Consider the following 23,062-nt stretch of genomic DNA (forward strand, 5'->3'; position numbering starts at 1 on the left):
GACTGATCGCACCGAGTCTTCCGGGAGCCGGCCCGCGCCCCGGAAGGCCGGCCATGAGCTCCACCCCGAGTACGTGGCGGTCGGCGCGATCCGCGCGGTCTTCTCGTCATACCGGGGCTGTGGAAACTCGGATGCGGGCCGGTCGGCGTTCGGCCTAGCGTGGTTCGCATGAGCGTCGAAACCCGCGTCATCACCGAGACCGAGTACCCCGACTGGCTGCGGGCACTGAACACCGGCTTTCTGCGGCCGCCGGTGATCTCGGACGAGGAGGTCGCATCGCGCCGGCCGCACACCGACCTCGCGCGGGTGCGCGGCGCGTTCGACGAAGGCCGCTGTGTGGCGACGTTCCGCTCCGTCGCGCAGCAGCTCACGACCGTGGGCGGCGCCGCGCTCCCGGCGAGCGCCGTCTCGAACGTCACGGTCTCACCCACCCACCGCCGCCGTGGCCTGCTCAGCCGCATGATGGCCGCGGACCTCGCCGAGGCGAAGGACCGCGGCGACGTCGTGTCCACGCTGATCGCCGCGGAGTATCCGATATACGGACGCTATGGCTTCGGCCCCGCCGCCTGGATAACCGAATGGGCGGTCGACGTACCGCGCACGGGCCTCGACCCCCGCTGGTCGGGCCCGTCCGACGGTGGCCGCATCGACCTCGTGGACGCCGCCGACGTACGCAAACTCGGCCCGGAACTGCATGCGCGGCTGGCGGCCGTGCAGCCGGGCGCGGTGAGCCGCAACGAGTGGTGGTGGCAGTTGAACACGGGCCAGGTGCAGCTGCCCGGCCAGCCCTGGACGGAGCCGTACTACGCGGTCTACCGCTCCGTGTCCGGGGAGATCGAGGGCCTGCTGGTCTACGAGGCGGACGACATGTGGGGTGACGCCAAGCAGCCGCTGAACACCGCGACGGTGCGCGAGCTGCTGGCGTTGACGCCTGCGGCGGAGCGTGCGCTGTGGCACTACGTCTGCTCGGTCGACTGGATAGCCACGGTCAAGTCGGGCTTTCGCGCTCCGGACGACCTGCTCCCGCTGCTGCTCCCGGACCCGCGCGCGGCACGGATCCTGACGCACGCGGACTTCCTGTGGGTGCGGATCCTGGATGTCGTACGGGCCCTGGAGGCGCGCACATACGCCGCCGCCGCGACCCTTGTCTTGGACGTCCAGGACTCCGCGGGCCTGGCGGGCGGCACCTTCCGGCTGGACGCCTCACCCGAGGGGGCGGTGTGCGCCCCGTCGGTCGAGTCGCCCGATCTGACCCTGGATGTACGGGAGTTGGGTGCGCTGTACCTGGGTGACGAGTCGGCGGTCAGGCTGTCGGCACTGGGTCTGGCGGCCGAGGGGACGCCGGGCGCGGCGGCCGTGGCGGACGGGTTGTTCCGTACGTCGCGGCGGCCCTGGTGCCCGGACGTGTTCTGACGTCCGGGCGGGTGGTCAGGGCGCGGGTCAGGGTCCGGCGCTCACGGCGGGCGCCACCAGCAGGAGGCCGCCGATTCCTGCGCAGGTGGCGTTCTCTGTCTTCAGTCCGGCGGCCAGCAGGGCGAGTCCCAGCGCAGCCATGGCGCCGAAGCGCCACTGCACATACTGCTCGATGACAAGAGTGATCAAGGGCACGGCGATCCCTCCTCAAGGTGGGGAGTGGAGCGGCACAAGGGATGCGGACGGATCCGCGCGCGACACCCGTACGACGGTGGACGGGCGAGCAGGGAAGTGCGGTGGCGCTTCGCCAGGTTGGACGAGTTGGCGACCAACTTCAATGAAGTTGTCCCCTCTTGGTTGCAGTTCATAAACAACTTCCGGGGAACTCCCGCTAGTTAGCCAGAAGTTGTAGCGTTTTGTTTGTGACCCATGAGCACGCTGCAGTGAACGGCGTCAGGAAGCGCCCCTCGCCCGCCGAGGTGGCAGAGATCCTGACCGAACGCATCCGCTCCCGGCGGCTGAAGAGCGGTGAGCGGATGCCGACCCAGGAGAGCCTGGCCGAAGAGTTCGGCGTGGAGCGACGCGCTGTGCGCCAGGCGCTTGATCTGTTGCGCGAGGCCGGCCTGCTCACCGCTGCCGTCAAGGGCGCTCCCGCCCGGATCGCACTCCCGCCCGAGGCGGACCCCGCTGTGGAGGAGCCCCAGCAGACGGCCGCCGGACTCGGGCCCCGCCTCATCGAGGCGTTCGAGAAACCCCACGTCCGTATCGACGCGGTCTCGCTGACCGCGGAGTCCCTCAACATGGCACTCGCCGAGCCGCTGCAGCTCATCCGCTCGGGCCGGATCACGCCCGAGACCGTGAAGGTCCGGGTGATGGTGCCCTCGCGCGACCTGGACCTCGCCTTTCCCCGCCCGGCGGAGGAGGAGTCCGGAGACGGCCAACTGGTCCACGATCACTGGCTGTCGCTGCGCAACAACCACGGCGCCGTCCTGCGCCACAGCCTGCGCGCCCTGCGCAGCACCCGCGGCATCGACGTCGAGGTGACGCTCAGGGCGCTGCCGTTCACCCCGCCCGTGAAGCTCTATCTGCTGAACGGCTCCGAGGCGCTGTTCGCGTTCTACACCGTCACCAAGCGGGAGGAGCAGATCGACGACACACCCCTGGAGATCTTCGACGTGCTCGGAAGCAACTCGATGCTCTTCCCGTTCGGGCTGGGAGGAGGGGCACGGGACGAGGCCTTCGTGACGCAGGCGCAGGCGTGGTTCGACGGGCTGTGGGGCACGCTCGCCAAGGGAATCACCCTGGGCAGCTGATCGGCGCCACTGCTGTGGGCCTTCCGCTCGCTCCCCGCCAACTGCCCGACCGCTGAGGGCGGTTGCGGGCAGTATGGGGAGTGGTGGCATCGGCACGCCGCCCTCTGCCGCGACGGACGGAGCGACGTGACTGAATCGGACGTGACCGACCTGACCGGGGACCTGGTCGGCCTCTTCGGCGCCGCCAAGTGCGTTCTCTTCGACTTCGACGGGCCGGTCTGCCATCTCTTCGACGGGCATCCGGCCTCCGGTATCGCTGCCGAGCTCCGGATCTGGGCGGCGCGGAACGTCCCGGGTGACGTGGTGGTGGAAGCGGGTTCCGTCGATGATCCGCTCGCGCTGCTGAGCGCCGCAGCGCTCATGTACCCGGACAGCGACCTGGTGAAGGAAATGGAGCAGCAGCTGACCTCGCAGGAGTTGCGGGCGACACTGACGGCGGAGCCGACGGAAGACGCCGACCTGCTGATACGCCGGCTCGGTGCGGCCGGATTCCGGCTCGCCGTCACGACGAACAACTCCGAGCGCGCGGTGCGGAGCTATCTCGAGCGCACCGGCCTTTCGGATCTCTTCGGCGAGCACATTCACGGTCGCAAGCCGGATCCGACACTCATGAAACCGGACCCCGACTGCCTCAGGCGGGCACTGGACACGACCGGTTCCACCGCTGCCGAGTCCCTGATGATCGGGGATTCGGCAGCTGACTGTCGGGCCGCCTCCACACTCGGCGTCCCCTTCCTCGGATACGCGCGCGACGAGTCGAAGCGTGGGCCGCTTCGCAGGGCGGGGGCCAAGGACAAGGCGATCGTTGCCACCATGTCGGAGCTGCTGCCGGTTCTCGACGCCCTGGCCCACGGGAGGGACTGACCGCCAAGTGCCTGGAGCCCATCGAAAGTTGGCCAATGCTGCCGACCAACTGACGAGAGTTGGACGGCTGCAGTAGTTTCACTGTGGGGACGGCCCGGTCAAGGCGTCTTCGAGCAGTCCTGGCTACATTTCGAAACGTGCCGGTCACCCAGGGCGGATCAGTTGGTTGTGGGCGAGTGACATCGCCGTAAACATCCCCCGGAAACACCGGCCGGAAGGGTACGTTCCTCGAATCACTTCCTGATCCGGAACACCAAGGGCATCAGCCATGGCAGGCCATACGGCGTCAGAGATTCACCGGCAAGCCGCCGGGCTGAGCGGTGGCGCCCGGGGAATCGTGGGGCCGCTCAAGGGCTATCACCACGAGACGTATGCCTTGCCGCTGCCCGAGGAGAACGTCCTGAGTGCCCGCTACGCACGCGGCAAATTCCGTGCGCCGCGTCCCGGGGTGCTCTGGTTCGACCGGCGGTGTTTCACTTCCGAAGACCGTCTGCTGGTGGCGCTCCAGGACCGGATCCACCGTATTCCGGAGATCGTGGAGGTCGGGGAGAACGTCTATCTGCAGGGATTCATCGAGGGCAGGACCCTCGGCCGCTGGCAGCTGCCGGGCCGCTCTCTCTCCGCCGGCCACGTCCTTCAACTGCGCCGGCTCTTCCGGGAACTGGTCACCATCAAGGTCGACGAGCTCAAGGACGTGCCGCGTACGTGCGACACCGACGGACAGCGGCCCGCGTGCGACGACGACTCGGCCGCGTTCCTGAGCCGGCTGATCGACTTCACCGGGCAAAGGGTCTACGACGACAACGCCGAGCGGTACGGCACGCTCTTCGAGGAACTCGGCGTACGCAGAGGGGCGCTGGCGGGCCTCGGAGAATCGGCCAGGCTGCTCACGAGCCGCCCCTTCACCCTGATTCACGGCGATCTGCACCGCCACAACTTCATCGTCGACACGGCGGGCGACCTGTGGACCATCGACTGGGAGCTCGCCATGATCGGCGATCCGCTCTACGACCTGGCCACCCATCTCCATCTCATGCGCTACTCGCCGCGCGAGGAGACTCGTATCGCCGAGCTGTGGGCGCAGGAGGTGGAGGCCGCGCGCCCGGGTAGCTCGGCAGCGTGGCAGCAGGACCTGCCACGCCTGCTCGCCTATAAGCGGACCCAGTCCGTCTTCACCGACGTCATCCGCACGGCGGAAGCCTTGGGTCCGCGCACGGATCCGAACTGGCGGGCACTGCCGCGCGCGGCGTGGAAGATCCGCCGGGCTCTGGCGGCGGCGAGGGACCCGCTGGAGCTGACGAGCGTGCCGACGCTCCGGCAGGTGGTGTCCGCGTACACGAGCTGGTTCCGGTTGCCGGCGGATCGGTCCGCGTCTCCACGAGCTTAGGAATCTGCCGGCGCGAACGGCTGCGGGGCAGGCAAGTTGGCCGCAACACGTTCACGCCGTACGGACTCTGAACGGCACCGGCGATCGCGTGAGCGCCACCGGTGCCGTCCCCTCACGTCGTCAGCAGCACCTTGCCCCGCAGCCCCCGCCCCTCGATCGCCTCATGCGCCTGAGCCGCCCGCGTCAGCGGGAACGTGCCGCCGATCACCGGTCGCAGGCGCCCCGACGCGGCCTCCCCGAGCGCCTTTGCCGCCAGCCGTACGTACGCCTCGTCCGTCAGCTGTACGTCGCCGATGCCGAGCAGTTTGATGCCCCGGCGCTCCGCCTCCGCCGCGTCCACCGGGGCGAAGCCGCCCGTGGGCGCGCCGTGCGCCGAGAAGCGGCCGCCATCCGCCGTCAGGGGGAAGGCCGCCAGGCCGAGGGCGCCGCCGACGCCGTCGAGGACCACATCCGCGCCCGCCGGACCCAGCGCCGTGCGGGCCTGTGCGAGCCACTCGGGGTCCGTCGCGTCGACGACCGCGTCCGCGCCCAACTCCCGTACCAGGGACGTCTTCCGCTCGCCCCGGGCCACGCCGACGACCATCGCCCCGGCGGCCTTCGCCAGCTGGACCAGCAGTGTGCCCATGCCGCCCGACGCTCCCAGGATCAGCACCCGGTCGCCGGCGCCGAGGCCGGTCGACTCCATGAGTGCGGCCGCGGTGACGCCGTCATGAACCAGGGCGGCCGCCTCCTGCAGCCCGAGGCCGTCGGGGACGGCGACGAGCTTGGCCGCGGAGGCCGCCGCCTGCTCGGCGTAACCGCCGCTGAAGCCGAGCGACGTGATCACCCGACGGCCGAGCCACGCACCGTCCACCCGCTCGCCGACCGCGCGCACCGTCCCGGCGATGCCGCCGCCGGGCACGTACGGCGGCTGGACCGGGAAGTGCTCGCCGAAGCTGCCGGACCGGACCTGTGTCTCCACGAAGATCGTGTCCACGGCAGAAACCACCACGACCACCTCGCCCGGACCCGCCACCGGATCGGGTACCTCTGCGGTGACCAGTACCTCCGGGCCGCCGAATTCCTTGACCAGTGCCACGCGCATGAATTTCGCTCCCCAAGTCGACAACTGCTGGAAGTCTGAAACCTCATGTGCGATTGAGGTCAAGCCCAGCCCGGTGGCTGCGTACGCTCGGTCGGTGTCGCGGCTCGACGTCCTGCACAGTCGCCCGCTGCCGGCCGAACTGGGCCGGTAACGGCGATCAGGCCCCGACGGTCCCGTCGATGCCTTCCCGCAGGAAGTCGGCGTGGCCGTTGTGGCGGGCGTATTCGTGGATCAGATGCAGCATCACCAGCCGCAGCGACACGTGCTCACTCCATCTGGCCTGGTAGCCGGTCACCTCCAGCGACTCGGCCCGCGCCTCGATCCGGCGCGCGTGCTCGACCTCCGACTGCCAGGCGTCGAACGCCTCCGAGCGGGTGGACGCGCTCGCGTCGTACGCCACCTGGTAGTCGTCCTTGTCCGACCAGACGAGCGGTATGTCCTCGCCGTTGATCACCCGGCGGAACCACGCGCGCTCCACCTCGGCCATGTGCCGAACCAGCCCGAGCAGCGAGAGCGTCGACGGCGGCATCGACTGCTTGCGCAGTTCCTCGTCGGTGAGGCCCTCGCACTTCATGGCGAGTGTCGCGCGGTGGAAGTCCAGAAAGGCCCGGAGCGTCTCGCGCTCGCCTCCGGTGAGGGGCGGGCCGATTCGTTCGACGGTCACTGCGGATTCCCTTCGACGGCGCGGGGGCGCTTCGTTGCCTCGCATGTCACAAGACGGCGGGGCTGTCTCGTCCCAGTCTCAGAGACATTCTCCGAAATCAGGAAGGTGATGGTCATGCGGGTGTTCGTGGCAGGCGGGACCGGGGTCATGGGGCGGCGGCTGGTGCCGCAGCTCGTGGCCCGGGGCTACCAGGTGACGGCTACGACGACGAGCGCGGCCAAGCTGGGCTTGCTGGAGGAGATGGGCGCGGATGGCGTCGTGATGGACGGGCTGGATGCGGCGTCGGTCGCCGAAGCCGTGGCGGCTGCCCGGCCGGACACGATCGTGAACCAGATGACCGCCATTTCCGCGGCGCACGCCGGAAAGCCAGATATGAGGCACTTCGACCGGTTCTTCGCCACCACCAATCGGCTGCGCTCCGAGGGGACGGACCACCTGCTGGCCGCGGCCGAGGCCACCGGCGTCCCCCATGTCGTCGCGCAGAGCGCCGGCATCTGGAACGGCATCCGCGAGGGTGGATGGGTGAAGACCGAGGAGGACCCGCTGCCCCAGGAGACGGGCAAGTTCCGCACGGCGGCGGAAGCGATCGTCCACCTCGAGGACGCGGTCGTCAGGGCCGGTGGCGCGGCCCTGCGTTACGGCGGGTTCTACGGGCCGGGCGCCACCGACGACATGGTCACGTTCGTGCGCAAGCGGCAGTTCCCGCTCGTCGGGGGCGGTACCGGCTACACCTCGTGGGTGCATCTCGACGACGCGGCGAGCGCCACCGTGCTGGCCGTTGAGCAGAAGGCGAAGGGTGTGTTCTGCATTGCCGACGACGAACCGGCCCCGGCCGGCGAGTGGCTGCCTTATCTGGCCGAGTGCGCGGGGGCGAAGCGGCCGATGCGGGTCCCCAAGTGGCTGGCCCGGCTGGTGGCCGGGGAATTGGTCGTCACGATGATGACCGAGGGGCGCGGCTTCTCCAACGCCAAGGCCAAGCGGGAGCTCGGCTGGGAGCTGCGCTATCCGTCGTGGCGGCAGGGCTTCCGCGAGAGCCTCGGGTGACCCTGCCCGAGGGGTTCCAGGAGCTGAAGCCGCTGCCGTTCGGGATCGCCAGGCTCATGGGATCCGGGTCGGCGCGGGTGCGTCCCTTGCCGCGTCGGCGTAGCGGCGGGCCAGGTGCGCGAAGGCGTCCCTGAGCTCGGCCGGGCCGACGACCTCGATGGCGGTGTCGAACCTGCCGATGGCGGCGGCCAGGCCGGGCCATGACCACGAGCCCAGTACGAGCCGGCAGCGGTCCGGGCCGAGTTCCTCTACCACTCCGTCCTGGGTGTAGCGGGACACGACCGCGGCGGGCAGGTCGAGGATCACCTCGCCGCGGCAGGGCCAGTCGCCCGAGCCGTCGGAGCCCTGGAACCTGCCCGCGACGAAGGCGGCCACCTCACCTCCGGGCAGTTCGTGCGGGGTGAAGCGGGGGCCCGTAGGCGTGCGCGGGGTGATCCGGTCCGCGCGGAAGGTGCGCCAGTCCTCGCGGTCGAGGTCCCAGGCGACGAGATACCAGCGCCCGCCCCAGGTGACGAGGTGGTGGGGCTGCACCCGGCGCGGAGGGGAATCCGGCCGATCGTCGTCGGCGGCTCCCGGCGACGATGCGGGGGCGTAGTCGAAGCGCAGCACCTCGCAGGCGTGGACGGTGGCGCTGAGCGTCATGAGCACGCTGCTGTCGACCTGCGGCTTCGGCTGGATCGCGGGCCGCTCGACGGCGGTGACCTGGAGGGTGTCGATGCGGCGGCGCAGCCGGGCGGGCATGACCTGCCGGACGGTGTTCAGCGCGCGTGCCGCGGCTTCCCCGATGCCGGCGCCGGTGGTGGTCGCGATCTGGAGGGCGACGGCGAGGGCGACGGCCTGCTCGTCGTCGAACAGCAACGGGGGCAGTTCCGTACCGGCGTCGAGCCTGTACCCGCCGTCGGGGCCCTTGAACGCCACGATGGGATAGCCGAGTTCGCGCAGGCGGTCGACATCGCGGCGCACGGTGCGCGGGCTGATGTCCAGCCGCTCGGCCAGCAGTGCGCCGGGCCAGTCCCTGCGCGCCTGGAGCAGCGAGAGCATCGAGAGCAGTCGCGCTGAGGTCTTCGGCATGACTCCATGGTGCCCCGAGAAGCGGCCACAACCTGGCCGCTTCCCCTGCGAAGGTCGTCCGGTGCCAGACAACGAGAACGACCGGAAGGGCCCGATCACCGTGACCGCCACGCCACTTTCAACTGCCGATGCCGAACGGGCCGACCTGCTCGCCCAGCTCGCGACCGCGCGAACCGCTCTGACCACCACCGTCCGCGGGCTCGGCGACGATCAGGCCGGCGAGCATCCGACGGTCAGCGCGCTGTGCCTGGGCGGGCTGATCAAGCATGTCGCGTCCGTCGAGGAGGGCTGGATGCGCTTCGTGGTCGATGGCCCGTCGGCCATGCGTTACGACCTGCCCGACGGTGTCACCTGGGCCGACCTCACGGCCGGTACGGCACGCGAGTTCCCGCAGTGGGCGATCGACCACCAGAACAACTTCCGGATCCTGCCCGGCGAGACGCTTCCCGGGATCGTCGCGCGTTACGAGCAGGTCGCCGCCCGGAGCGAGGAGATCATCGCCTCCCTGCCCGACCTGTCGGCGACGCACCCGCTGCCGGAGGCGCCCTGGAACGAGCCCGGAGCGGTACGCAGCGTGCGCCGGGTGCTGATGCACGTCATCGCCGAGACCGCCCAGCACGCCGGGCACGCGGACATCCTGCGCGAGACGCTCGACGGCCAGAAGTCGACCTGAGCGGTGCCGGGGCCTCTCGGGTGTCCCTGAGAGGCTCCCGGTCAGGTGCCGACGTAGGCCGCGAGGTGCTCGCCGGTGAGGGTGGAGCGGGCGGCGACGAGATCGGCGGGTGTGCCCTCGAAGACGATCCGGCCGCCGTCGTGACCGGCGCCGGGGCCGAGGTCGACGATCCAGTCGGCGTGCGCCATGACCGCCTGGTGGTGCTCGATGACGACGACCGACTTGCCGGAGTCCACGAGCCGGTCGAGCAGGCCGAGCAGCTGCTCGACGTCGGCGAGATGCAGGCCGGCGGTCGGCTCGTCGAGGACGTAGACGCCGCCCTTCTCGGCCATGTGCGTGGCCAGCTTGAGCCGCTGCCGCTCGCCGCCGGACAGCGTGGTGAGCGGCTGGCCGATGTTGAGGTAGCCGAGCCCGACGTCGGCGAGCCGGCCGAGGATGCGGTGTGCGGCCGGCGTGCGCGCCTCACCGTCGCCGAAGAACTCCTCGGCCTCCGTGACCGACATCGCGAGCACCTCGCTGATGTCGCGGCCGCCGAGGTGGTAGTCCAGCACCGCTGCCTGGAACCGCTTCCCCTCGCACTCCTCGCAGGTGGTGGCGACGCCGGCCATCATCGCCAGGTCGGTGTAGATGACGCCGGCGCCGTTGCAGGTGGGGCAGGCGCCCTCCGAGTTGGCGCTGAACAGCGCCGGCTTCACGCCGTTGGCCTTGGCGAACGCCTTGCGGATCGGGTCGAGCAGTCCGGTGTACGTCGCCGGGTTGCTCCGTCGCGAGCCGCGGATGGGTACCTGGTCGACCGACACCACGCCCGCCGAGGCGGGAACGGAGCCATGGATCAGAGAGCTCTTGCCGGAGCCGGCGACGCCGGTGACGACGCACAGCACCCCGAGCGGGATGTCGACATCCACGTCCTGCAGGTTGTGGGAGGTCGCGCCGCGGATCTCCAGCGTGCCCGTGGGCTTTCGCACCGCCTCCTTGAGGGCGGCCCGGTCGTCGAAATGGCGGCCGGTGACGGTGCCGCTGGCCCGCAGTCCCTCAACGGTCCCCTCGAAGCAGACGGTCCCGCCCGCCGAACCGGCGCCGGGGCCCAGGTCGACGATGTGGTCGGCGATCGCGATGGCCTCGGGCTTGTGCTCGACGACCAGCACCGTGTTGCCCTTGTCCCGCAGCCGCAGCAGCAGGCCGTTCATCCGCTGGATGTCGTGCGGGTGCAGCCCGATGGTCGGCTCGTCGAAGACGTAGGTGACGTCGGTGAGCGAGGAACCGAGGTGGCGGATCATCTTGACGCGCTGCGCCTCGCCGCCCGACAGCGTGCCCGAGGACCGGTCGAGCGAGAGATAGCCGAGACCGATCTCCACGAACGAGTCGAGCGTCTGCTGCAGCGCCGTCAGGAGCGGCGCCACCGACGGGTCGTCCAGGCCCCGCACCCACTCGGCGAGGTCGCTGATCTGCATCGCGCAGGCGTCGGCGATGCTGATCCCGTCGATCTTCGACGATCGAGCGCCCTCGCTGAGCCGGGTGCCGCCGCAATCGGGGCAGGCGGAGAACGTCATCGCCCGCTCCACGAACGCCCGGATGTGCGGCTGCAGCGCGTCGATGTCCTTGGACAGCATCGACTTCTGGATCTTCGGGATCAGACCCTCGTACGTCAGGTTGATGTTGTCGACCTTGATCTTGGTCGGCTCCTTGTAGAGGAGGTCGTGCAGCTCTCGCTTGGTGAACTTGCGGATCGGCTTGTCCGGGTCGAAGAAACCGCAGCCGCTGAAGATGCGGCCGTACCAGCCGTCGACGCTGTAGCCGGGGATCGTGAGCGCACCCTCGTTGAGCGACTTGCTGTCGTCGTACAACTGGGACAGGTCGAAGTCGGTGACCGACCCCCGGCCCTCGCAGCGCGGGCACATGCCGCCGGTGATGCTGAACGCGCGACGCTCCTTCACGGTCCGTCCGGCGCGCTCCACGGTGACCGCACCCGCTCCACTGATCGAGGCGACGTTGAAGGAGAAGGCCTTGGCCGAGCCGATGTGCGGCTTCCCGAGCCGGCTGAAGAGGATGCGCAGCATCGCGTTGGCGTCGGTGGCGGTGCCGACCGTGGAGCGGGCGTCGGCGCCCATCCGCTGCTGGTCGACGATGATCGCGGTGGTCAGCCCTTCGAGTACGTCGACCTCGGGCCGCGCCAGCGTCGGCATGAAACCCTGCACGAAGGTGCTGTAGGTCTCGTTGATCATCCGCTGCGACTCGGCGGCTATCGTGGCGAACACCAGCGAGCTCTTGCCCGAGCCGGAGACGCCGGTGCACACCGTCAGCCGGCGCTTCGGGATCTCGATGCTGATGTCCTTGAGGTTGTTCACGCGCGCGCCGTGCACGCGGATCAGATCGTGGCTGTCGGCAGCGTGCAGCGCAGGCGACTGCGTGTCCGTCCTCGTGGCCATGCTCATCGTGTCTCCATCTGTGGTGCGCGGAGCCGCGTTCGGGGTCTCCGCCATGGTCGCCTGTCTCGATCTTTCATCGGTCCTGAAGCAGCCCGAGGACGTTGCCGTCGGGGTCGGTGACGGTGGCCACCAGGCGGCCGCCACCGACGTCGTGCGCGGGCTCCTTCACGGTGGCACCCGCGGCGGTGACCTCGGCCAGCTTCGCCTCGATGTCCGGCACGTGCCAGTAGGTCACCGGTGCGGTCATGCCCTGCTGTCCACCGCCCGGCACCAGCCCGATGTGCTGGCCCCCGGCCTCGAAGCCGACGTAGTAGGACTCGTCGGTCTGCGGCGGTACGCCGAGCAGGGCGGCGTACACCTCCTTGGCCGTCGCCAGGTCGGACACGGGATGCAGCACGGTCTTGATTCCCTGGGTGGAAGAGCCGGTCATGGTCGCTCCTGACGTCGCGGGTCCGGTCGGGATTGTCTGGCTTGCAGACAAAGACATAGGGGAGTCCGGAAAATCGAGGGGCCGATCGCCCCGGACGGCGGGTTCACCGCCCGCCGTTCGTCCTGGCGGCCACGCTAGCCGCGGCTCGGGTCCGGCGCTTCTCGATTCCTGATCAGTCTGGTCCGGTCATCTGCCGGACAGCCCGTGAGACGCAGAGGCGTGTTGCCTGGAACACTTTTGCAAGCAGGTGCTTGCAAAAGTTAGCAATGGCGGGCACCCTCGAGGTATGGCATCACTCAACGTCGGCAACCTCGGCGAGTATCTGCGCGAGCAGCGGCGCACCGCGCAGCTCTCCCTGCGGCAGCTCGCCGACGCCGCCGGGGTGTCCAATCCGTATCTGAGTCAGATCGAGCGCGGTCTGCGTAAGCCGAGCGCTGAAGTCCTGCAGCAGGTCGCCAAGGCCCTGCGGATCTCCGCGGAGACGCTCTACGTCCGGGCCGGGATTCTCGACGAGCGGGAGCGGGACGAGCTGGAGACGCGTGCCGTCATCCTCGCCGACCCCTCGATAAACGAGCGGCAGAAGCAAGTGCTGCTGCAGATCTACGAGTCCTTCCGCAAGGAAAACGGAGAGGACACCGCCGCTGACGGCCCCCGCACGGCCGACGGTAGTGATGCCGCGAAACCCTCAGTCTGAACACCGAACTGCGCTCCGGGAGGACCACAGTCATGGCCATCACCGATGACCTGCGTAAGACCCTCACCGACCCGACCCCCCTCTACTTCGCGGCCGGCACGGCCGACCTCGCCGTTCAGCAGGCGAAGAAGGTTCCCGCGTTGATCGAGCAGCTCAAGGCCGAGGCCCCGAGCCGTATCGAGGCCGTGCGCAACACCGACCCCAAGACCGTCCAGGAGAAGGTGACCACCCAGGCCAAGGAGGCCCAGGCCACCGTCCAGGCCAAGGTCACCGAGGTGATCGGGAATCTCGACACCGACCTGAAGAAGCTGGGCGAGAGTGCTCAGGACCTGGCGCTGCGCAGTGTCGGCGTGGCAGCCGAGTACGCCGTCAAGGCCCGTGAGACGTACGAGAAGGTCGCCGAGCACGGCGAGCAGGCCGTGAAGGCCTGGCGCGGCGAGGCCGCCGAGGAGATCGCCGAGATCGCCGTGGCCGTCGAGCCCGAGCCGGAGACGGCGCAGCCCGCGGCCGAGAGCGAGCCGAAGGCCGAGGCGAAGAAGTCCGCTCCGGCGGCCCGCAAGGCCACGGCGCGCAAGCCCGTTGCGAAGAAGACCACCCCGTCGGCCAAGTAAGGCCCGGGACGGGGTACGTGCAGAACGGCCGGGCACCTTTGGGGTGCCCGGCACGTTCTCCCGGTACCTTGGCCGCGGAGGCGCTACCAACCACTCACTAGGCGGTGCTCAGCATGTTGCGCGCGGGATTCGACTTCACACTCTGGCTGGTGCTGGATCTGGTCTTCCTGGTCACCGCAGTAACTGCGCTGGTCATGGCCGCGTTCGCCCGCGACGACGCCTACCGCGCGGCCGGCAAGCAGACCAAGTCCTTCTGGCTGATCATCCTGGGCATCACGGTCGCGGTGAACATGTTCGTCTCCGTGCTGTTCCTGTCGATCGCCGGGCTGATCGCCACCATCGTCTTCTTCGTGGACGTACGGCCCGCCCTCAAGCAGGTCTCGGGCGGCGGCGGCCGCCGCGGCAAAGGCTCCAGCAGCGACGGTCCCTACGGGCCGTACAACGGCGGCCGGTAGCCAAAGGGTCTACCGGTAACCACAGGACCTAGCGGCAAGAGCCGTTTCTGCTGAGCAGCAGCACGGCCACATCGTCCGTCAGCTCCCCGCCGTTCAGCTCGCGCACCTCCGCGACCGCCGATTCCAGCAGCGCCTCGCCCTCGAGCCCCGCGGCCAGCTGCCGGTTGATCATCTCCAGCATTCCGTCCTGGCCCAGCCGCTGCTTCTCGCCCGGTCCCTGGCGTCCCTCGATCAGCCCGTCGGTGTACATCATCAGGCTCCACGCGGCCCCCAGCTCCACCTGGCGGCGCGGCCAGCGTGCGCGCGGCAGCAGACCCAGCGCCGGGCCGCCGTCGTCGTACGGAAGCAGCTGTGCCGCCCGGCCGTTCCGGGTGACGAGCGGTGTCGGGTGGCCCGCCAGGCACAGGCCCGCCCGCCGGCCGTCCGGTGCGATGTCGACCGTGCAGAGCGTCGCGAAGATCTCCTCGCTCTCCCGCTCGTGCTCCAGAACCTGCTGGAGCGTGGAGAGCAGCTCGTCCCCGCACAGGCCCGCGAAGGTCAGGGCGCGCCAGGCGATGCGCAGCTCCACGCCGAGCGCCGCCTCGTCGGGGCCGTGCCCGCAGACGTCGCCGATCATCGCGTGAACCGTGCCGTCCGGGGTGCGGACCGTGTCGTAGAAGTCGCCGCCGAGCAGCGCGCGCGAGCGGCCGGGCCGGTAGCGCGCGGCGAAGCGCAGGTCCGAGCCCTCGAGCAGGGGGGTGGGCAGCAGGCCGCGCTCCAGACGGGCGTTCTCCTGGGCACGCAGCCGGGACTCGGCGAGTTTCACCTGGACCGTGTCCGCGCGTTTTCGCTCCACCGCGTAGCGGATGGCGCGACTCAGCAGCCGCCCGTCGAGCTCGTCGCGGAAGAGATGGTCCTGCGCCCCCACCCGCACCGCTTCGGCGGCACGCTCGGCGTCGCCCGATGTCGTCAGGGCGAGGACCGCATGGCGCGGCGCGAGGCGCAGTACGTGGTTGAGCGGGCCGAGCTCGTCGCCGCCGGGGCCGGGCAGCGCGAGGTCGACGAGGATGCAGTGGACGTCGTCCGTGAGCAGCCGCTCGGCCTCGGTGAGATTGCGGGCGCTGCGGATACGGACCCGGGTCCCGGCCGCGTCGAGCAGTTCGGGGACGGAGAGGGTGCCCGCCGGGTCGTCCTCGATCACCAGTAGCGTGAGGTCGCCGCTGGAGCCCGCGCCTGAGCTCATGCTCGGGCCGGAGCTCCCATGGGCGGTTTCCACGGCAGGGACAGGTCTCTGTCGCGGTACGGGTACGGGCATCGGTTCCGGTTTCCTTCCCTCCCCCCGAGGGCGGCAGGGCGACGATCGACGCCCCGCCAGACCGGGACCATAGCGGTACCTGGCGCCGGAGCGGAATGCTCTGGAGCACACGGCCGATGGCATATGCCGCGCATGGGGAGGTACTTGCTCAGTACTTGCTCAGCGAGCCATGACGAACGTCACGTACCCGCTACCTCTGCGTCGCCGATGCGTCACTTGTCCGGACGTACGACTCCGAGAATCGCCATTGAGCCCGCACCCGCGATCGTCACATTCCGCCCGGGCCGCGGTGCGTGCACGATCGCACCGTCGCCGATGTACATACCCACATGGCTGGCGTCCGCGTGATAGATGATCAAGTCGCCGGGCCGCATGTCCCTGATGTCGATCCTGGGCAGCAGCCGCCACTGCTCCTGCGAGGTGCGCGGGATGCCCCGGCCGGCCGCCGCCCACGCCTGGGACGTCAGCCCCGAGCAGTCGTACGAACCCGGGCCCTCGGCGCCCCACACATACGGCTTGCCGACCTGGGCCGTGGCGAAGTGGACCGCCTTCTTGCCCTGTTCGCTCGACTTGCCGTTGATCTCCTTGAGCACGCCCGAACTCAGCCAGGCCGTCTGCGCCTTGTACTGAGCCTGCTGCTCCAGCTCGAGGAGCCGCGCCCGCTCCTCCTTCTCCAGTTTGTCCTCTATCGACTTGGCCGCGGCGATCTGGGTGTTGATCTCCTTTTTCGCCTTGGCCTGCTTGAGGCGGTTGGCCTCAAGCTTCTGCCACTGGGCGCTCGCGTCCTTGCTGTAGGACGCCAAGTCGGCCTGTGTCCTGGTCAGTTCGCCGATGAGGTCCTTGGTGGCCTTCTGGCCCTGCGCGATCCGGCCCGCGCTGTCCAGGAAGAGCTGCGGGTCGTCGGTGAGCATCAGCTGCGCCTCGGTCGGCAGGCCGCCGCCGCGGTACTGGGCGCGGGCGGCGGCGCCCGCGCGGTTTCTCAGCTCCTCGATCCGAGCCTGGCCCTTCACGATCTCCTGGGCCAGCCTGACGATCTCGGCGGACTGCCTTTCGGTCTGCTCCTCGGCGAGGTTGTACGCGTCGGTCGCGGACGCGGCCTTGCGGTACAGGGCGTCGAGTTCCAGGCGCACGTCTTCCAGCGACTTCTGGTGCACGCGCGTGCCCGGCGTTGCAGGCGGCGGCTCGGGGGCCGCGAAGGCCTGGCCCGGCGACGCCAGCACGGTCAGAGCGCAGACCAGAGTGATCGCGGCAGTGGCACAGCGGCGTCGGTTCACGACTCCCCCTCCTGGCTCCGGGTGGACGCCGGAACACCTGACTTGTGATTTACCGTCAGTAACTTACGAGTGACGTCGCGATGGTGCCACGACACCCACGAAACCGACAGGGCCAACCGGCCGCGTTCTGCCGACTGGTGGATCAACCCCACCCGTCAGGGACGAACAACGCGCCCTGGCCGTTCCCGTGTTCGAGAATGTTCATCCGGCGAGGGCCACGAGTCATCTGGAATTGGGTGCGAGGGCGCCCCAGTTCACCGTGACTTCACCTTGCCTCCAGCGCCCCCGCGCGTCCGCGAGCGGCCAGTCGGCCGCCAGATCCCGTACGGCCCTGATCCAGCGCTGCCGGGCGCCCAGCGAGGCGTACGGAGCGGCCGCCGCCCACGCCCGGTCGAAGTCCCGCAGGAACGCGTGCACCGGCTCGCCCGGCACATTGCGGTGGATCAGCGCCTTGGGGAGGCGCTCGGCCAGGTCGGACGGGCGCTCCAGGGAGCCGAGGCGGGTCGCGAAGGTGACCGTGCGCGGGCCCTCCGGGCCCAGCGCCACCCACACGTGCCGCCGCCCGATCTCGTCGCAGGTCCCCTCGACGAGCAGCCCGCCCGGGGCGAGGCGGGCGCACAGGCGCGCCCAGACGGCGGCGACCTCGCCCTCGTCGTACTGGCGCAGCACATTGGCCGCCCGGATCAGCGCCGGCCGCGCTGTGAGGGGCACCTCGAAGCCGCCGTGGAGGAAGCTGAGCCCCTCGCGCTCGTACGGCTTCGCCGCCGCGACCCGCGCCGGGTCGATCTCGATGCCGACGACCTCGCAGCGGGGGTCGGCGGTGCGCAGCCGCTGGAGCAGTTCCAGGGCGGTCCAGGGGGCGGCGCCGTAACCGAGGTCGACGGCCACGGGTGCGTCGCCCCGGCGCAGCGCCGGGCCGTGGGTGGCCGCGATCCAGCGGTCCATGCGGCGCAGGCGGTTGGGGTTGGTCGTCCCGCGGGTCGCGGCTCCGACGGGGCGGGTCATAGAAGCGAGGGTATGCGCTCACGACACGGCCTCCGGACGGTAATGATTTGGCAAAAGGGGGCGGCGATGGAAATGGAAGAGGGATCTCCGCTGTTGAAGAGGCTCTGAAGGGCTGCTGAGGCCCGCAGTACGCCCTGCCCGGAGCGAGGAGGACCTTCGACGTGAGCCAGTACGTCTCGCGCCTCGGCAGTGGTCTGGTGGCTCCACGCATCAGGTTCCCCGGCGGTCATCGCAAGCCGCGCCGGATCGCCATGCTCAGCGTCCACACCTCCCCGCTGCACCAGCCGGGAACCGGCGACGCGGGCGGCATGAACGTCTACATCGTCGAACTCGCCAAGCGGCTCGCGGCGATCAACATCGAGGTCGAGATCTTCACGCGGGCGACCGCGGGCGAGCTGGCGCCGGTCGTCGAACTCGCGCCCGGCGTGCTCGTACGCCATGTCGACGCCGGACCATACGAGGGACTGGCCAAGGAAGACCTCCCGGCGCAGCTGTGCGCCTTCACGCACGGTGTGATGCAGACCTGGGCCGGACACCGCCCCGGCCACTACGACCTCGTCCACTCCCACTACTGGCTCTCCGGCCATGTCGGCTGGCTCGCCGCCGAACGGTGGGGCGTCCCGCTCGTACACGCCATGCACACCATGGCCAAGGTCAAGAACGCCGCGCTCGCCGAGTCCGACACGCCCGAGCCCTCCTCCCGCGTCATCGGCGAGACCCAGGTCGTCGCCGCCGCGGACCGGCTCATCGCCAACACCGCGGAGGAGGCCGACGAACTCGTCCGCTTCTACGACGCCGACCCCGCGAAGGTGGCCGTCGTCCATCCCGGCGTGAACCTGGACCGCTTCCGGCCCGCCGACGGCCGCGCCGCCGCCAGGGCCCGCCTCGGGGTGCCCCAGGATGCCTTCGTCCCGCTCTTCGCGGGCCGTATCCAGCCGCTGAAGGCCCCCGACATCCTGCTTCGCGCGGTCGCGCTCCTTCTGGAGCGGGACCCCTCGCTGCGCTCCCGGCTCTTCGTGCCGATCGTCGGCGGCCCGAGCGGGACGGGCCTGGCAAAGCCCGAGAGCCTGCAGAAACTGGCCGCCCGCCTCGGCATCGCGGACCTCGTCCACTTCCAGCCGCCGGTCGGCCAGGACCTGCTCGCGGACTGGTTCCGGGCCGCGTCCACGCTCGTCATGCCCTCGTACAGCGAATCCTTCGGCCTGGTGGCGATCGAGGCCCAGGCGGCAGGCACTCCGGTGGTTGCCGCGGCCGTCGGTGGCCTGCCGGTGGCGGTACGGGGCGAGCAGACCGGCTTCCTCGTCCAGGGCCACAACCCGGCCCACTACTCCGACGCGTTGCACCGCTTCATCGCCGACCCGTCCCTGATCACCCGCATGGGCACCGCGGCCGCCCGGCACGCCGAGTCCTTCGGCTGGGACACGGCGGCATCGGCGACGGCGGACGTCTACACGGCGGCGATGTACGAACACCGCCGCCGGGTACGCTCGCACCATGGCTGACGTACAGCAGACGGTGCAGGTCATCGAGCAGACGCTGAAGGACGCAGAACTCGAGTGGGAGAGCCCGGAAACCGGCTCGTACGTAGTCAAACTCCCCGGTACCCGCAAGCTGTCGACGACCTGCTCCCTGCGTGTCGGCAAGCACTCCCTGTCGGTCAACGCCTTCGTCATCCGCCACCCCGACGAGAACGACGCGGCGGTGCACCGCTGGCTCCTTGAGCGCAATCTGCGTCTGTACGGGGTGAGTTACGCGATCGACCGCCTCGGCGACATCTACCTGGCTGGCCGCCTCCCGCTCTCCGTGATCACCCCGGAGGAGCTGGACCGCGTCCTGGGCACGGTGCTGGAGGCGGCGGACGGGGCGTTCAACAGGCTGCTGGAGATGGGTTTCGCGAGCGCGATCCGCAAGGAGTATGCGTGGCGGGTGTCGCGGGGGGAGTCGACGCGGAACCTGGATGCGTTCACGCATCTGACTCAGGGCTGAGGGGGTTCCCCCACCCCGCCCCTTCCCGTAACTGGGGGCAGGCCCCCAGGCCCCCGGCGGGGCTTCGCCCCGGACCCCGTATGCGACCTTCGGCCGCATGTCCTCAAACGCCGGACGGGCTGAAGAATTCAGCCCCGCCGGCGTTTGAGGCGCGGGGGTTCGGGGGCGGAGCCCCCGCAAGGGGTCCGGGGCGGAGCCCCGGTTACGGGAAGGGGCGGGGTGGGGAACAAGCCCGCCGCAGGCGCCCCGCCCGCCGCCACGAACCCCCGCGCAAACACTTCCCGCGCCCCGCAACCCATGGCATGCTCACCGCCAACACACACGCACACCTGAACATAGTTCACATCCATGAAAGGCGGGCTCATGGAGACCGGTCACCGCGCCATCAGCAGACGCACCCTGCTCACCAGCGCCACAGCCGTCGCCGCAGCCGGCATCGTCGGCCCAGGCACCGGCACCGGCACCCGCCCCGCCGTCGCCGCCGAAACGTCCCCCCTCTGGGCCGAGTTCCGCCGCACCCCGTACACCCACCCCCAGATCCCCTACGTCGGACGAGCGGGCAGCCGCCGCGGTGCCGAACACTTCCCCCGGCGCCCCGTGCGGGCCAACGTCCTTGACTACGGGGCCGAGCGGGACGGCTCCGCCGACGCCGCTCCCGCCATCAACCGTGCCGTCACCGCTGTGGGCGAACGCGGCGGCGGCACGGTTCACCTCCCCGCCGGCACCTACCGCATCGACGACCTCATCCGCATCGGGCACAGCAATGTCGTCCTGCGCGGCGCCGGCAGCGGCCGCACCACGCTGTTCGCGACGAAGAACCTCACCGCGCTCGTCGGCCCCTACGGCAGCCGCTACGGCGGTGACAAGTCCTCCTGGTCCTGGGCCGGAGGACTCATCTGGCTCTGCCCGAAGGACCGTTGGGACAGCCTCACCACCGCCATCAAAGGCAGGGTCTGGCCCTTCGAGGGCTGGACCGGCAACAGGCGCGACGAGTGGCGCACTCTCGCCACCGTCCGGCCCGCCCGGCGCGGCGACTGGTCCGTCACCGTGGACGACACAACGGCACTGCGCCGCGGACAGCTAGTCCTGCTCCGCCTCGCCGACGACGCGGGCCACACTCTCCTGGAACACATGGCGGGCGGCGGCGCGGGCCCCGAGGCGTATGTCTGGGACGACAAGACCAAGTTGACCAGCTACGTCCCCTACGAATGGCCCGTACGCATCACGGCGGTCAAGCCGAACAGGGTCACCTTCGAGCGCCCCCTGCCGCTCGACATACGCCCCGAATGGGACCCCCGCATCGTCACCCTCGTCACTGCGCTCACCGGCTCCGGTGTCGAGGGCCTGACGCTGGAGGCGACCGAGACCCCGCAGTCCCAGCACCTCCTCGACAAGGGCTACAACGGCGTCACCTTCCAGTGCGCGTACGACTGCTGGGCCGATGACATCACCGTCCGCCATGTCGACAACGGCTTCGGCCTCGTCGCCGCCTCCGCATGCACCCTGCGCCGCACCCGCGTCGAGGGCCGCGGCTCCCACCATCCGTACTTCTGCCGCGAGGGTTCGCACGACAACCTCGTCGAGGACTTCACCATCGCCCGGCGCACCGTCCCGGCCCCGGCGGGCACCCAGCTCCACGGCATCAATGTGGAGGGCCTGTCCAGCCACAACGTCTGGTCGCGCGGGCGGATGGAGATGGGCACCTTCGACACCCACCGCGGCATGCCGTTCGCGAACGTCCGTACCGACATCACGGTCGACAACAACGGCCGCCACGGCGGCGACGCATCCGCGGGACCCCTCTATGGCGCCCGGTTCACGCACTGGAACGTCACCGTCACCAACGAACGCGCGGGCCTGGTCAAGATCGACGAGATCGCCCCGTACAGCGCGACCGTCGCCATCAGTACGGTCCGCGAGTTCGACCAGACCGACGTCCCGGACTTCGGCGGTGCGCTGAACTCCCGCCTGGAGGCGTACGGCAGCCCCGGGGCCGTGCATCCCCGCAATCTGTACGAGGCGCAGCGGGCCCTCAGGCGCTGACCGCCGCCGCCTTCTCGGTGTCTTCCGGGGACGCGGCATCCCCGGGGGCGTCCTCCTGCGGCAAGCCGCGCATCAGCAGCCAGTACCCGAGCCCCGCCACCGTGCCGAGGGCCGCGCACATGCCCCACAGCCACTCGGCCCCGAACCGGTCGATGACGAAACCGGCGAGCAGCGGGGCGACCAGCGCGGCCACCGACCAGGACAGGGTGTACATGCCCTGGTAGCGGCCGCGGCCGTGCAGGGGCGAGAGCCGCACCACGAGCCCTGTCTGGGTGGGCGCGTTGACGATCTCGGCCAGTGTCCAGACGCACACGGTCAGCGCGTAGACGGCGATCGACGCGGCGAAGACGGTGAGCCCGAAGCCGTATCCCGCGAGCAGCGAGGAGATGATCAGCAGCCGGCGCGGGTCGCGGTGTTCGATGTAGCGGGTGACCGGGATCTGCAGGGCCACGATCAGCACACCGTTGACCGCGATCGCCATACCGAAGTCCGAGCTGGAGAAACCGTCCGCCCCCATCGCCAGCGGCAGCCCGACGTGCCCCTGCATGAAGATCAGCGCGATCAGGAACGACAGTGTGACGACGCTCATGAACCGCCCGTCGCGCAGGACGGTCAGCATGCTGATCTGCGGCTCCACCGGCGCGCCCTTCGTCTCCACACGCTCGGGCCGCGACTCGGGCAGCTTGAAGAAGATGAGGATCGCGCAGATCAGCGTCATGGCCGCCTCACCCAGGAAACCGGCGAGATAGCTGTGCTCGGCGACGAATCCGGCGGCCACCGCGGAGATTGCGAAGCCCAGGTTGATCGCCCAGTAGTTGAGCGAGAAGGCCCGCACCCGGTCCTCAGGACGGACGATGTCGGCCATCATCGCCTGCACGGCGGGCCGGGAGGCGTTGGAGGCCATGCCCACGACAAAGGCGACCGCCGCGATCGCCACGGGGTGCTGGACAAAGCCGAGCACCGCGACGGAGACGGCCGTGGAGGTCTCCCCGATCAGCAGTGTGGGCCGCCGCCCGAGCCGGTCGGTCATCACACCGCCGCCGAGCGAGGAGACGACACCGCCGAGTCCGTGCAGCGCGGCCACGAGTCCGGCGTACGAGGCCGAGTAGCCCTGGTCAACGGTCAGATACAGCGCCATGAACGTCGCGACGAAGGCTCCGAGCCGGTTGACGAGGGTGCTCGTCCACAGCCACCAGAACTCACGGGGCAGCCCCGAGACGCTGTCTCTCGCGGCACGTCGCAGAGAGCCTATGGACATGTGGATTCCCCCGGGGAACAGGCGCTGTAAGTGGCTTGGCAGGCCTCCGCAAGTTACAGATGCCGGGGGCCCG

At 70.0% G+C, this 23,062-nt stretch carries 22 protein-coding genes; 12 read left to right on the forward strand and 10 right to left on the reverse strand.

Annotated features, from left to right (window positions below; translation table 11 throughout):
• The first annotated feature begins 168 nt into the window (after positions 1-168).
• Complete coding sequence (locus OHA61_RS20570) at positions 169-1,413, forward strand: GNAT family N-acetyltransferase (RefSeq protein ID WP_406304246.1); 1,245 nt, start codon at positions 169-171, stop codon at positions 1,411-1,413.
• Positions 1,414-1,440: 27 nt separating this feature from the next.
• Here the strand turns inward: OHA61_RS20570 and OHA61_RS20575 are convergent, their stop codons facing one another.
• Complete coding sequence (locus OHA61_RS20575; RefSeq protein ID WP_266481078.1) at positions 1,441-1,608, reverse strand: hypothetical protein; 168 nt, start codon at positions 1,606-1,608, stop codon at positions 1,441-1,443.
• A gap of 221 nt (positions 1,609-1,829) precedes the next feature.
• Here OHA61_RS20575 and OHA61_RS20580 point away from each other — a divergent pair, with 221 nt between their 5' ends.
• The 3 genes from OHA61_RS20580 (at position 1,830) to OHA61_RS20590 (ending at position 4,977) form a co-directional block, all read left to right on the forward strand.
• Positions 1,830-2,726, forward strand: a complete 897-nt coding sequence (locus OHA61_RS20580; RefSeq protein WP_406304247.1) for a GntR family transcriptional regulator — start codon at positions 1,830-1,832, stop codon at positions 2,724-2,726.
• A gap of 126 nt (positions 2,727-2,852) precedes the next feature.
• Positions 2,853-3,590: an HAD family hydrolase gene (locus OHA61_RS20585; RefSeq protein ID WP_406304248.1), complete on the forward strand. Its 738-nt coding sequence runs from the start codon at positions 2,853-2,855 to the stop codon at positions 3,588-3,590.
• 268 nt (positions 3,591-3,858) lie between these two features.
• Entirely contained in the window at positions 3,859-4,977 is a 1,119-nt protein-coding gene (locus OHA61_RS20590; protein ID WP_406304249.1) for a phosphotransferase, read from the forward strand.
• A gap of 112 nt (positions 4,978-5,089) precedes the next feature.
• Here the strand turns inward: OHA61_RS20590 and OHA61_RS20595 are convergent, their stop codons facing one another.
• Positions 5,090-6,061, reverse strand: a complete 972-nt coding sequence (locus OHA61_RS20595) for a zinc-binding dehydrogenase (RefSeq protein ID WP_406304250.1) — start codon at positions 6,059-6,061, stop codon at positions 5,090-5,092.
• A gap of 157 nt (positions 6,062-6,218) precedes the next feature.
• Positions 6,219-6,770 (reverse strand): DinB family protein, encoded by a 552-nt coding sequence (locus OHA61_RS20600; RefSeq protein WP_406304251.1) that lies wholly within the window; start codon positions 6,768-6,770, stop codon positions 6,219-6,221.
• Positions 6,771-6,833: 63 nt separating this feature from the next.
• Here OHA61_RS20600 and OHA61_RS20605 point away from each other — a divergent pair, with 63 nt between their 5' ends.
• On the forward strand, positions 6,834-7,769 hold the full coding sequence (locus tag OHA61_RS20605) for an NAD-dependent epimerase/dehydratase family protein (RefSeq protein WP_406304252.1): 936 nt from the start codon (positions 6,834-6,836) through the stop codon (positions 7,767-7,769).
• 54 nt (positions 7,770-7,823) lie between these two features.
• Here the strand turns inward: OHA61_RS20605 and OHA61_RS20610 are convergent, their stop codons facing one another.
• Positions 7,824-8,840, reverse strand: coding sequence for a helix-turn-helix transcriptional regulator (locus tag OHA61_RS20610; protein ID WP_406304253.1), 1,017 nt, complete (start codon positions 8,838-8,840; stop codon positions 7,824-7,826).
• 94 nt (positions 8,841-8,934) lie between these two features.
• Between OHA61_RS20610 and OHA61_RS20615 the strand changes: the two genes are divergently transcribed.
• Positions 8,935-9,513, forward strand: a complete 579-nt coding sequence (locus OHA61_RS20615) for a DinB family protein (protein WP_406307405.1) — start codon at positions 8,935-8,937, stop codon at positions 9,511-9,513.
• 41 nt (positions 9,514-9,554) lie between these two features.
• Here OHA61_RS20615 and OHA61_RS20620 read toward each other — a convergent pair whose 3' ends face one another.
• Entirely contained in the window at positions 9,555-11,945 is a 2,391-nt protein-coding gene (locus tag OHA61_RS20620) for an ATP-binding cassette domain-containing protein (protein ID WP_406304254.1), read from the reverse strand.
• 67 nt (positions 11,946-12,012) lie between these two features.
• Positions 12,013-12,369: a VOC family protein gene (locus OHA61_RS20625; protein ID WP_406304255.1), complete on the reverse strand. Its 357-nt coding sequence runs from the start codon at positions 12,367-12,369 to the stop codon at positions 12,013-12,015.
• Positions 12,370-12,655: 286 nt separating this feature from the next.
• On the opposite strand from OHA61_RS20625, the gene OHA61_RS20630 reads away from it, so the two are divergent.
• The 3 genes from OHA61_RS20630 (at position 12,656) to OHA61_RS20640 (ending at position 14,129) form a co-directional block, all read left to right on the forward strand.
• Positions 12,656-13,063 (forward strand): helix-turn-helix transcriptional regulator, encoded by a 408-nt coding sequence (locus OHA61_RS20630; RefSeq protein WP_324989027.1) that lies wholly within the window; start codon positions 12,656-12,658, stop codon positions 13,061-13,063.
• 32 nt (positions 13,064-13,095) lie between these two features.
• Positions 13,096-13,674, forward strand: a complete 579-nt coding sequence (locus OHA61_RS20635) for a hypothetical protein (RefSeq protein WP_389370441.1) — start codon at positions 13,096-13,098, stop codon at positions 13,672-13,674.
• A 113-nt stretch (positions 13,675-13,787) separates the two neighbouring features.
• The gene (locus tag OHA61_RS20640; RefSeq protein WP_406304256.1) at positions 13,788-14,129 is read left to right on the forward strand and encodes a DUF2516 family protein; all 342 of its coding nucleotides are present in this window, start codon (positions 13,788-13,790) and stop codon (positions 14,127-14,129) included.
• Between the two features lie 28 nt (positions 14,130-14,157).
• Here OHA61_RS20640 and OHA61_RS20645 read toward each other — a convergent pair whose 3' ends face one another.
• The 3 genes from OHA61_RS20645 to OHA61_RS20655 form a co-directional block, all read right to left on the reverse strand.
• Positions 14,158-15,423 carry a PP2C family protein-serine/threonine phosphatase gene (locus OHA61_RS20645; protein ID WP_406304257.1) on the reverse strand — a complete coding sequence of 422 codons (1,266 nt, stop codon included), beginning with the start codon at positions 15,421-15,423 and terminating at the stop codon, positions 14,158-14,160.
• A 212-nt stretch (positions 15,424-15,635) separates the two neighbouring features.
• A complete protein-coding gene (locus OHA61_RS20650; RefSeq protein ID WP_406304258.1) occupies positions 15,636-16,697 on the reverse strand; it encodes an NlpC/P60 family protein in 1,062 nt (353 codons plus the stop codon).
• Between the two features lie 222 nt (positions 16,698-16,919).
• A complete protein-coding gene (locus tag OHA61_RS20655; RefSeq protein ID WP_361905652.1) occupies positions 16,920-17,702 on the reverse strand; it encodes a class I SAM-dependent methyltransferase in 783 nt (260 codons plus the stop codon).
• Positions 17,703-17,863: 161 nt separating this feature from the next.
• Between OHA61_RS20655 and mshA the strand changes: the two genes are divergently transcribed.
• The 3 genes from mshA (at position 17,864) to OHA61_RS20670 (ending at position 21,731) form a co-directional block, all read left to right on the forward strand.
• A complete protein-coding gene (gene mshA, locus OHA61_RS20660) occupies positions 17,864-19,204 on the forward strand; it encodes a D-inositol-3-phosphate glycosyltransferase (RefSeq protein ID WP_406304259.1) in 1,341 nt (446 codons plus the stop codon).
• On the forward strand, positions 19,197-19,688 hold the full coding sequence (locus OHA61_RS20665) for a YbjN domain-containing protein (RefSeq protein WP_406304260.1): 492 nt from the start codon (positions 19,197-19,199) through the stop codon (positions 19,686-19,688). Before mshA ends, OHA61_RS20665 begins: the two co-directional genes overlap by 8 nt.
• Before the next feature lie 348 nt (positions 19,689-20,036).
• Positions 20,037-21,731, forward strand: a complete 1,695-nt coding sequence (locus OHA61_RS20670) for a glycosyl hydrolase family 28-related protein (protein ID WP_406304261.1) — start codon at positions 20,037-20,039, stop codon at positions 21,729-21,731.
• Here the strand turns inward: OHA61_RS20670 and OHA61_RS20675 are convergent.
• Complete coding sequence (locus OHA61_RS20675) at positions 21,721-22,989, reverse strand: MDR family MFS transporter (RefSeq protein ID WP_406304262.1); 1,269 nt, start codon at positions 22,987-22,989, stop codon at positions 21,721-21,723. The genes OHA61_RS20670 and OHA61_RS20675 overlap by 11 nt on opposite strands.
• Between the last annotated feature and the right edge of the window lie 73 nt (positions 22,990-23,062).

It is taken from the genome of Streptomyces sp. NBC_00885, assembly GCF_045207475.1.
In the GTDB taxonomy this organism is placed as follows: domain Bacteria; phylum Actinomycetota; class Actinomycetes; order Streptomycetales; family Streptomycetaceae; genus Streptomyces.

Coding starts and splice junctions, on each gene's coding strand:
- OHA61_RS20640 (WP_406304256.1), top strand. CDS start 13,788: ATGTTGCGCGCGGGATTCGACTTCACACTCTGGCTGGTGCTGGATCTG.
- OHA61_RS20655 (WP_361905652.1), bottom strand. CDS start 17,702: ATGACCCGCCCCGTCGGAGCCGCGACCCGCGGGACGACCAACCCCAAC.
- OHA61_RS20635 (WP_389370441.1), top strand. CDS start 13,096: ATGGCCATCACCGATGACCTGCGTAAGACCCTCACCGACCCGACCCCC.
- OHA61_RS20675 (WP_406304262.1), bottom strand. CDS start 22,989: ATGTCCATAGGCTCTCTGCGACGTGCCGCGAGAGACAGCGTCTCGGGG.
- OHA61_RS20610 (WP_406304253.1), bottom strand. CDS start 8,840: ATGCCGAAGACCTCAGCGCGACTGCTCTCGATGCTCTCGCTGCTCCAG.
- OHA61_RS20620 (WP_406304254.1), bottom strand. CDS start 11,945: ATGAGCATGGCCACGAGGACGGACACGCAGTCGCCTGCGCTGCACGCT.
- OHA61_RS20590 (WP_406304249.1), top strand. CDS start 3,859: ATGGCAGGCCATACGGCGTCAGAGATTCACCGGCAAGCCGCCGGGCTG.
- OHA61_RS20570 (WP_406304246.1), top strand. CDS start 169: ATGAGCGTCGAAACCCGCGTCATCACCGAGACCGAGTACCCCGACTGG.
- OHA61_RS20670 (WP_406304261.1), top strand. CDS start 20,037: ATGAAAGGCGGGCTCATGGAGACCGGTCACCGCGCCATCAGCAGACGC.
- OHA61_RS20630 (WP_324989027.1), top strand. CDS start 12,656: ATGGCATCACTCAACGTCGGCAACCTCGGCGAGTATCTGCGCGAGCAG.
- OHA61_RS20600 (WP_406304251.1), bottom strand. CDS start 6,770: ATGCGAGGCAACGAAGCGCCCCCGCGCCGTCGAAGGGAATCCGCAGTG.
- OHA61_RS20625 (WP_406304255.1), bottom strand. CDS start 12,369: ATGACCGGCTCTTCCACCCAGGGAATCAAGACCGTGCTGCATCCCGTG.
- OHA61_RS20595 (WP_406304250.1), bottom strand. CDS start 6,061: ATGCGCGTGGCACTGGTCAAGGAATTCGGCGGCCCGGAGGTACTGGTC.
- OHA61_RS20605 (WP_406304252.1), top strand. CDS start 6,834: ATGGTCATGCGGGTGTTCGTGGCAGGCGGGACCGGGGTCATGGGGCGG.
- OHA61_RS20665 (WP_406304260.1), top strand. CDS start 19,197: ATGGCTGACGTACAGCAGACGGTGCAGGTCATCGAGCAGACGCTGAAG.
- OHA61_RS20645 (WP_406304257.1), bottom strand. CDS start 15,423: ATGCCCGTACCCGTACCGCGACAGAGACCTGTCCCTGCCGTGGAAACC.